The organism is Pseudomonas sp. GW460-12-10-14-TSB1 (genome assembly GCF_017349775.1).
Taxonomy (GTDB): domain Bacteria; phylum Pseudomonadota; class Gammaproteobacteria; order Pseudomonadales; family Pseudomonadaceae; genus Aquipseudomonas; species Aquipseudomonas piscium.
The window spans coordinates 1-8995 of record NZ_JACNAC010000106.1; the positions used below are offsets into that span (position 1 = coordinate 1).

10 protein-coding genes are annotated in these 8995 nt (G+C 63.7%); 7 read left to right on the top strand and 3 right to left on the bottom strand.

Features of this window, described 5'->3' with window-relative positions:
- The 4 genes from J4D52_RS30155 to J4D52_RS30170 all read left to right on the top strand — a co-directional run.
- A partial coding sequence (locus J4D52_RS30155) for an ABC transporter permease (protein ID WP_207272224.1) occupies positions 1–584 on the top strand: 584 nt, incomplete at its 5' end.
- A 437-nt stretch (positions 585–1021) separates the two neighbouring features.
- Complete coding sequence (locus J4D52_RS30160; protein WP_007923643.1) at positions 1022–1426, top strand: TraR/DksA family transcriptional regulator; 405 nt, start codon at positions 1022–1024, stop codon at positions 1424–1426.
- A 603-nt stretch (positions 1427–2029) separates the two neighbouring features.
- Positions 2030–3253 carry a methyl-accepting chemotaxis protein gene (locus J4D52_RS30165; protein WP_371860338.1) on the top strand — a complete coding sequence of 408 codons (1224 nt, stop codon included), beginning with the start codon at positions 2030–2032 and terminating at the stop codon, positions 3251–3253.
- Between the two features lie 159 nt (positions 3254–3412).
- Positions 3413–3631, top strand: coding sequence for a hypothetical protein (locus J4D52_RS30170; RefSeq protein ID WP_102678223.1), 219 nt, complete (start codon positions 3413–3415; stop codon positions 3629–3631).
- Positions 3632–3651: 20 nt separating this feature from the next.
- Here J4D52_RS30170 and J4D52_RS30175 read toward each other — a convergent pair whose 3' ends face one another.
- Both J4D52_RS30175 and J4D52_RS30180 read right to left on the bottom strand, forming a co-directional pair.
- Positions 3652–4044 carry a hypothetical protein gene (locus J4D52_RS30175; RefSeq protein WP_164486013.1) on the bottom strand — a complete coding sequence of 131 codons (393 nt, stop codon included), beginning with the start codon at positions 4042–4044 and terminating at the stop codon, positions 3652–3654.
- Positions 4045–4110: 66 nt separating this feature from the next.
- The gene (locus tag J4D52_RS30180) at positions 4111–4341 is read right to left on the bottom strand and encodes a hypothetical protein (RefSeq protein WP_009043392.1); all 231 of its coding nucleotides are present in this window, start codon (positions 4339–4341) and stop codon (positions 4111–4113) included.
- 546 nt (positions 4342–4887) lie between these two features.
- Here J4D52_RS30180 and J4D52_RS30185 point away from each other — a divergent pair.
- The 3 genes from J4D52_RS30185 (at position 4888) to J4D52_RS30195 (ending at position 6665) form a co-directional block, all read left to right on the top strand.
- Positions 4888–5337: a hypothetical protein gene (locus tag J4D52_RS30185; RefSeq protein WP_031286381.1), complete on the top strand. Its 450-nt coding sequence runs from the start codon at positions 4888–4890 to the stop codon at positions 5335–5337.
- Positions 5334–5531 (top strand): hypothetical protein, encoded by a 198-nt coding sequence (locus J4D52_RS30190; RefSeq protein ID WP_102678225.1) that lies wholly within the window; start codon positions 5334–5336, stop codon positions 5529–5531. The genes J4D52_RS30185 and J4D52_RS30190 overlap by 4 nt, the downstream gene beginning before the upstream one ends.
- A gap of 117 nt (positions 5532–5648) precedes the next feature.
- Positions 5649–6665 carry an ABC transporter substrate-binding protein gene (locus J4D52_RS30195; RefSeq protein ID WP_102678226.1) on the top strand — a complete coding sequence of 339 codons (1017 nt, stop codon included), beginning with the start codon at positions 5649–5651 and terminating at the stop codon, positions 6663–6665.
- 121 nt (positions 6666–6786) lie between these two features.
- Here J4D52_RS30195 and J4D52_RS30200 read toward each other — a convergent pair whose 3' ends face one another.
- Positions 6787–8922, bottom strand: coding sequence for a TonB-dependent siderophore receptor (locus J4D52_RS30200; RefSeq protein WP_102678227.1), 2136 nt, complete (start codon positions 8920–8922; stop codon positions 6787–6789).
- Between the last annotated feature and the right edge of the window lie 73 nt (positions 8923–8995).

The window sequence follows — 8995 nt, forward strand, 5'->3', positions numbered from 1 at the left end:
CGCCCTTTATCGCCACCCTCGGCATGATGGTCTCGGCGCGCGGCCTGGCGCGTTATTACACCGAAGGCCAGCCGATCAGCATGCTCTCGGATTCCTACACGGCCATCGGCCACGGCGCGATGCCGGTGATCATCTTCCTGGTGGTGGCGGTGATCTTCCATATCGCCCTGCGCTACACCAAGTACGGCAAATACACCTACGCCATCGGCGGCAACATGCAGGCGGCGCGGACCTCGGGGATCAACGTCAAGCGCCACCTGGTGATCGTCTACAGCATCGCCGGGTTGCTGGCGGGGCTGGCCGGGGTGGTGGCCTCGGCGCGGGCGGCGACCGGGCAGGCGGGCATGGGCATGTCCTACGAGTTGGACGCCATCGCTGCGGCGGTGATCGGCGGCACCAGCCTGGCCGGTGGGGTGGGGCGCATCACCGGCACCGTGATCGGCGCGCTGATCCTCGGGGTGATGGCCAGCGGTTTCACCTTCGTCGGTGTCGACGCCTACATCCAGGACATCATCAAGGGCCTGATCATCGTGGTGGCGGTGGTCATCGACCAGTACCGCAACAAGCGCAAGCTCAAGCGCTGATCCTCGCTCTTTGTAGGAGCGAGCGGGCGGCGATCCGACTTGCCCGCGATGGCGTACTGACTGATACACCGCTATCGCGAGCAAGCTTCGCTCCTACAGAAGCGTCAGGTGCGCCATACTCCACGGCAACGGCAGGCCTTTTTCGGGCCTGCCGTTGCCGTTTGTCTTCTAAAAGACCCCGGCCGATGGAATTTCTTGTTATAAACGCACTCCGATAACCGCCGCCAAAGCCAGCCCTGGCGGGCTTTCAGGGCTTGTCGGACAAATTCGATGTCATTTCAGTTGCTGAGGCCTCAAACGGGCCTTAGACTGCCGCCCCTCGTAAATTGAGTGCCGGGTGGCGCTTGGAATGTATGGCGCCTTTCCGATGCCCCGAAAGGGGGCACGGAAAACAGCTTTAATTCGCCTTAATGCACGTATTTTTTATAGAGAAATCAATGACAAAGGAAAAGTTGCTGGCCATGCCGGCGGATGACTACATGAACGCCGAGCAGCTGGCTTTTTTCACTGAGCTGTTGCAGGCCATGAAGGTCGAAACCCACGAGCGCATCGAACAGAACCGAATCGCCATTGAGAGCCTGGACACCCCGGCCGACCCTGCGGACGCGGCTTCCGTAGAGGAAGAGCGGACCTGGCTGGTCAACGCTATCGACCGCGACCAGCGCATGCTGCCGCAGCTGGAGCAGGCCCTGGGCCGTATCGGCGACGACAGCTTCGGCTGGTGCGACGACAGCGGCGAGCCGATCGGCCTGAAACGCCTGCTGATCAGCCCGACCACCAAGTACTGCATCGAAGCTCAAGAACGTCACGAGCAGATCGACAAGCACCAGCGTCAGGCCTGATCGCCAAGACTTCTCCCCTCGCGGGCAAGCCCCATCCCAAGGTCGCCACTGCACCTGGGATGGCAGGCTTGCCCGCGAGTTGTTTCCGGGCGCCCTGAAAGCCCCCGTGCATTTCTATTGATCTGCTGCAAACCTGCGACTAATGGACCATGGATAATGGCTTTTTAGTGGCGTTCAATGCAGAGCAAATAATTAGAAAAGCATGGGGTATTCCAGATGACGCAAGACGGATCTTTGTCGGCTGCCATTGCGCAACCGCTGTCAGTAGCCCAAAACACCCGGCGCTGGCGGGGGCCAGCCCTGCAAAGCGGCGCCTTGCTGCTGGTATTGTATGCCCTGTCCCAGGGGCTGCTTTCTTTCTACCTCGCCGTGCCGCTGATGCTGCTGATCGTCTGGCTGCCGCGCCTGGTCGCGCCCAAGGCCATACCGGCGGCGAGCAGCGTCGATAACGGCGAGATCGCCGCGCTGACTCGCGACCTGTCCTACAGCACCAGCCATAACGCGCTGTCGGCCGCCGGCGTGGCCTATTCGGTCCGGCAACTGGCCGGGCGGGTGCAGTCGCAACTGGACTCGGCGGCGCGCATTGTCAGCAGCGCCGAGGCGATGATCCACACCGAGCAACTGGCCGCGCAGCTCAGCCAGCAGGCCCTGAGCGCGGCCAGCGAAGCCCATCGCAGCAGCGCCGAAGGCAGCGTGGTGCTGGGCGAGTCCATCACCCGCATGCACCGTCTCAGCCAAAGCGCCAACGACAGCCGTGAACTGATCGAAGCCTTGAGCCAGCGCAGCGAAGACATCCAGCGGGTGGCGCTGGTGATCCAGTCGATCGCCAGCCAGACCAACCTGCTGGCGCTGAATGCCGCCATCGAGGCGGCGCGGGCCGGGGAGCATGGGCGCGGGTTCGCCGTGGTGGCCGATGAAGTGCGCGGCCTGGCCGGGCGCACGGCCACCGCCACCGACGAGGTCGGGGTGATGGTCAGCGATATCCAGCAGCGCACGGCCCAGGTGGTGGAGCAGATCCGCCAGCTGTCCAGCGACCTGAACACCGGGGTGGAGCAGGTGGAGTCCACCGGCCAGCACCTGCAGAACATTGCCCGGCTGGCGGCCGGGGTGGAAAGCCAGGTTGGCGAGATCGCCCGCGGCGCCGAGACCAATCGCCAGCAACTGGACAGCCTGTTCCATGCCGTGGAGCAGGTGCGCGGCGACCTGGCAGTGAGCGACCAGCAGACCCGCAGCCTGGCCGAGGCGGCGGTGCAGATGGAAGGGCAGGCGGAAATCATCAGCGAGCGCCTGGCCGAAGTCGGCCTGGACGACTACCACCAGCGCATCTACGACCTGGCCCAGGAAGGCGCCCGACGCATTGCCGAGCAGTTCGAGGCGGACCTTGCGGCCAGTCGCATCAGCCTCGACGACCTGTTCGACCGCAGCTACCAGCCGATCGCCAATACCCAGCCGGTGAAATACCAGACCCGCTTCGATCGTTACGCCGATCAGGTGTTGCCGGCGATCCAGGAGCCGTTGCTGGCGCGTCATGAAGGCCTGGTGTTCGCCATCGCCTGCACGCCCCAGGGCTACGTGCCGACCCATAACCAGGCGTTCTCCCAGCCGCTGACCGGCGATCCGCAGGTGGATACCTTGCACAACCGCACCAAGCGCAAGTTCGAGGACCGCACCGGCATCCGCTGCGGTAGCCATCAGCAGCCGCTGTTGCTGCAAACCTACACCCGCGATACCGGCGAGCTGATGCACGACCTGTCGGTGCCGATCAGGGTCAAGGGCCGGCATTGGGGCGGTCTGCGCCTGGGCTACAAGCCGGAGCAGGGTTCCTGATAACCCGGACTTAACCTTGGGGTCGTCAAGATATGGCCGCTGGCCATTGTTACCGACCCCGCAACGAAGCTGTGCAAGGGATGGCTTTTTCCCAGCAGGGGAACTCATTAATATGGCCAATATTGTTAGCTAGCTAACTAGTTGCCAGGAGAAGTCCTTATGCAAAGCAAAGTCGATGTCGCAGTGATGATTGGTAGCGGTGTACCGGCCACCTTTCGCGCGGTCGGGCTGAATGTGTGCTGGGTCGTGCTGGTCAATGGCGAGCGCCGCGGCGCGCCGTTCGCCAGCCGGGACGAGGCCGTGGAATGCCAGGCGTCCTGGCTGGCCCAGCTGGCGCGGGACAGGCTCGGACACCCGCTGTTCAGTCGTTCGGCCTGAGGGCGCAGGCATCCGCGCCTTCAGACCTCGCTGCCGATCACCGCGCTTTCGGCCTGGAACAGCGCCACCTGGGCCATCGACAAGGCGCTGCTGGCGGCCTGGGCCTGGGCCCGGGCGGCGGACAAGGCCTGCATGTGCGCATCGGTTGTGCGATGCCGGGCAGCGCTTTGCACCATCGCCAGGCGCTCGTTGGCCTTGCGCAGCCGTTGCTGCAATTGCTCGATCTGTTTGCGCAGCAGCTTGATGCGTTTCTTTTTTGCTTCGAGCACGCCGTCGGGAACGGCGTTGCTCGCCCGGGTGATCACGGTGCGCAGGTCAAACGGATCGCTCGCCGGGCTTTCGCTGCCCGCCGCGCCTGGCAGGGCGAACTCGGCCAGGGACGGGAGGCGGGCAGGTGGGTTGAGGTCGATCATCATGGCGCTCTTTATCGGAAGGCTCGCCAATATGTCGGTCGTGCGCGGCAATCCTTTACCGCGGGCTCAGAGGTTCAGGGCGCCCTGGTCGACGGCCTGCTTGAGGGCGCGGGCGGCTTCCTTGGCGGCGGCTTCGGCCAGTTCCGCGGTCTTGAACCAGCGGTCCTTCTCCACCTGGTGGCAGCGCACGGTGCGCAGGGGTGGCTTGGCGCGCATCACGATCACGGCCTGGAACTCGCCCTCGACGTCCCGGGCTTCGCCATGAATGAAAAACTCGCCTATATCGAATTCCGTCACGTCCGACTTTCCCCTGGAAATTATGCGGGTGAAGCCTGGCCGGTGGCTGGCTTCGAGGTCGCGGCAGTATGGCAGTTGTTGCCTGTCGATGGCTGAGTTAAGTCATGCAAGTGGCCGACCGGCACGCTGAAAGAGCTTTTTTCAGCGATTTGCTAACGCATGGGTTGCTCTGAATACATAAAGTTGCTCTAGAATTGCCCCGGCAGTCAGAGATTGATGTTTACCTGCAGCACTCCCGTCCCATGAAGGGTGACGAAAGGATCGTGAGGTTTTCCGATCGACAGTGAGTGCGCAGCTTTCTCGGCGGGTCGGAACCACTTTCTTCTGCGCTTGATGCGGGCCAAACGGTCCGGTAGTCCTTCCGGTTGTTCCTGGGAGGGGCGCTCCGGTGTTTGCGCCTACGCGTTGGCGAGTGGTGCTTTTTCAGATTGTTTTCATGTGGAGTCACGGCGCCGGTTCGGCCGCCTTTTTTTGCTGTCCGTCGTTTACGCGGACAGAGTCATTTTCAGCTTCGGGGACCTTTCCTTGGCAGTAAGTAATCTTGATATGCACGCTTTGTTTGTCCTGGGCGATTTGCGCGCCAAGCTGGTCAAACAGTTCCAGTCACGTTTCGTCTACATCACCGAACAGACGCCGGAAGGCATTTATGTCGCCGAAATCGATACCGAGACGGCGCTGGTGGTGGACGACAAGCCGCGCCTGGAACTCAAGGTCGGCGATCATTTCCGCGCGGCGGTCCTGCCCAGCCGTGAAGGCGGCAAGTTCGAAATCCGTTTTCGCGAGATCAAGCTGACCGTCTACGGCCTGGGCGAATACGCCTTTGTCAGCACCGCCGACGGCCACGCCATCCTGTTCAAGGAAGGCCACAGCGTGGTGACGGTGTTCGCCGCCAACCAGCAGTTGCAGGAAGGCCTGACCAAGACCCTGAAAGCCGTGACTGGCAAGGCCGCCAAATGGCGCAAGGGTGAGTTGGTGAGCTTCAAGGCCAGCGAGTGAGTCGCGCCGAATTCCACCGGCAGCATCTTGAGCGCGCCCGCGTCGAGGCCCAGCGCCTGTTCGAACAGAGGGCCGTGCTGCAAGGCGCCTGGCTGGCCTGGGTGGCCTCGCAGCTGTATGTCCTGAAGCCGGCGGAATACGCCAGCATGGTGCGCCGCGAGTTGCAGCGCCTGCAGGAGCAGGGCGCAGACTGAAGTCCCCTCGAAAGCAGGAACCTCTACTACAGTCAGATGACTCAATTAGTCAGAGGCTTGCGGTCCCAAACCGCGAGACCATCCTGCAACGCTGCGAACAGCCAAAGGGGCACAGGCATGAAAGGACTGCGGACATTGCTGGGCAGCGCGCTGCTCGGCTTCGGTATTTTGCTGGCGCCCGTCGGCGCTTGGGCGGCACCGACGCCGATCCACTTCGCCGACCTGAACTGGGAAAGCGGCAGCCTGATCACCGACATCCTGCGCACCATCGTCGAGAAGGGCTACGGCCTGCCGACCGACACCTTGCCGGGCACCACCATCACCCTGGAAACCGCGCTGGCCAACAACGACATCCAGGTCATCGGCGAAGAGTGGGCCGGACGCAGCCCGGTGTGGGTCAAGGCCGAGGCCGAGGGCAAGGTGGCGGCCCTGGGCGACACGGTGAAGGGCGCCACCGAAGGCTGGTGGGTGCCGGAATACGTGGTCAAGGGCGACCCGGCCAAGGGCATCAAGCCGCTGGCACCGGGCCTGCGCAGCGTCACGGACCTTGCGCGCTACAAGGATGTGTTCAAGGACCCGGAAAGCCCGGGCAAGGGGCGCTTTCTCAACAGCCCCATCGGCTGGACCTCGGAAGTGGTGAACAAGCAGAAGCTCAAGGCCTACGGCCTGACCGACAGCTATGTGAACTTCCGCAGCGGTTCCGGCGCGGCGCTGGACGCCGAGATCACTTCATCGATCCGTCGCGGCCAGCCGGTGCTGTTCTACTACTGGTCGCCGACCCCCTTGCTCGGTCGCTTCAAGCTGATCCAGCTGGAGGAGCCGCCGTTCGATGCCGAGGCCTGGAAAACCCTGACCGACGCCGACCACCCCAATCCACGCCCCACGCGCTCGCTGGCCTCGAAGCTGTCCATCGGCGTGTCCACGCCGTTCCAGAAGCAGTACCCGCAGATCGCCGAGTTCTTCGGCAAGGTCGACTTGCCGATCGACGCGCTGAACAAGGCCCTGGCCGAGATGAGCGAAAAGCACACGCCGCCCCGGGAGGCGGCGCGGGCGTTCCTCAAGGCGCATCCGCAGGTGTGGCGGGCGTGGTTGCCCGAGGATGTGGCGGATAAGGTCAGCGCGAGTCTTGACTGAAGACGCTGTGGTGAGGATGAGATCGCTATCGCGGGCAAGCCCGCTCCTACAGGCTGATGTCGTTCACGATGGAGCGAACGACGTAACCTTTGTAGGAGCGAGGCTTGCCCGCGATGCTTTTTTAGAAGCGGCTCTGTACCGCCAGTTCGAAGGTCCGTGGCGTACCCAGGTAGTAAGCCGGCGAGACATGGGCGAACTTTGCATAGACCTCGTCGGTCAGGTTGCGCACCCGCCCGGTGATTGAGGTGTGGTTGTCGAGCTTGTAGGTGAGGAAGGTGCCGTACAGGGTGTAGGAGGGCACGGTCAGGGTGTTGGCCGTGTCGGCGTACACCGACGCCACATAACGCGCATCGACCCCGGTCTGCCACTGCGGCGCCAGGTCATAGGTCAGCCACAGGTTGCCGACCCGGTCCGGCACGTTGGTCGGGGTATTGCCCTTGCGTGACACCACCACGCCCGCGGTGTTCTTCTCGGTGAACTCGTCGTACTGCGCATCGACCCAGGCGAAGTTGCCCTCGAGCAGCAGCTTCGGGGTGACCCGCAGCGAGCTGGCCACTTCGATGCCCTTGGAGGTTTGCTGGCCCACCGGGATGCTCAGGGTCGGGTCCTGCGGGTCCGTCACCGCGAAGTCCTTGCGTTCGATGCGGTAGGCCGCCAGGGTCGCCGAGCCGCGACCGTCCAGGTAATCGAACTTGCTGCCCACTTCCCATTGCTTGCCCGTGGAGACATCGAAGTCCTGGGTGCTGTTGTTGGGCTGCTCGGCGGCGGTGCTGTACTGCACATAGACGTTGGCACTCGGGAGAAACTGATAGCTCAGGCCGACCCGGCCGGTGACCGGCTCCCAGCTGCGCTTGAGGTGCCGTGGGTTGCTCGCGGTCACCAATCGGTGGTTGGTTACGTCCAGGTCGATGTCGTCGTAGCGCAGGCCGGTCAGCAGCGCCAGCTGGTCGGTCAGGGCCAGGCGATTCTCGACGAACAGCGCCTTGGTGGTGACCTCGTTGGTCTTGTCGGCGACAAAGCCCTGGCGGGTGCCCGGCAGGTCGTAGAAATGCCCCGGCTGGTAGTCGTTCGGGTCGACGCTGTTGGCCGCCTTGACGTTCAGCGGCGAGTTGGTGGTGCGGTTGACCTTGTACTCGAAGCCACCGGACCAGGTGCTGTCCAGGCCGAAGATCGAGGTGTCGTGGCGCAGCTCGAACTGGTTGCCGTTCTGCTCGCCCTGATGCCGCACCTGATAGGCCGTGGAGCGGTTCACCGCGCTGTTGTCGGCGTTGTACTGGTAGGTTTCCAGGTTGCGGTAATCGCGCTGGCTGTCCAGGTGATAGAGGGTGTTGCGCAGGCTGGTGCTGTCGTTGATCCGGTAGTCGAGGATCGAGCGGACCCAGATCGTGCGCTGCTCGTAGCGACCGTCCTCGACGTTGTAGTTGTTGAAGCGGTTGTGCTTGTCGATCTTCAGCTCGCCGGCCTTGGGGTTGAGCACCGGGGTGCCCCAGTACGGGCTGTCCTCGTGTTCGTCCTGGTATTCCAGGGCCAGGGTGTGGGACAGGTTCGGCGTCAGGTCGCTGAGCAGGGAGAACGCCATGCTCCAGGCATCCCGTTCCTGGCGGTCGATGTAACCGTTGCTGGTGTTGTGGCTGACGTCGAGGCGGGCGTAGTGCTGCACCTCGTCGCCGGCTTCGCTGAGGGCGTGGTTGAGGCCGAAGGCGGTTTGCGTGGTGTCGTAGCTGCCGTAGCTGACCCGGCCCTCGATGGCCCGCTCCTGGCGGTCGGCCAGCTTGGTCACGTAGTTCAGCGAACCGCCCACGGAGCCGGCGCCATTGACCAGCGAGGAGGGGCCGCCGAGCAGCTCGACCCGGTCATAGATCCACGAGTCCACCGGCCGTGCCAGGCCACTGGACACGTTGATGCCGTTGAACATCTGGGTGATCTGGCTGTTGGTGAAACCACGGTACGAGATGAAGCCGCCGAACCCCGGCGGGGCGCTGGCATTGACCCCGGGCAGGGTGTTGGCGGCGTCCTGGAAGTTCTGCGCGCCGCGCCGCTCGATGTCGTTGCGGTTGGCCACCGCCACCGAGGCCGGGGTCTCACGGACGCTCAGGCCCAGGCGCGAGGCCATGCCGCTGGACTGGTCGAGGGCCAGGCCGGGTTCGACGGGCTGGTCGCCGTCGATGGTGATCGGTGCCAGGTCGACGCTGGATTGCGCCCAGGCATTAACGGACAGGCAGCCGCACAGGCTGGCCAGCAGGGGAATGTGTTTCATCGGTACATCCTGAATTCTTGGCTAGGAAGCAGCCCACGAACAAACACCGTGCATTGGCACGGGGGTGGGCTGA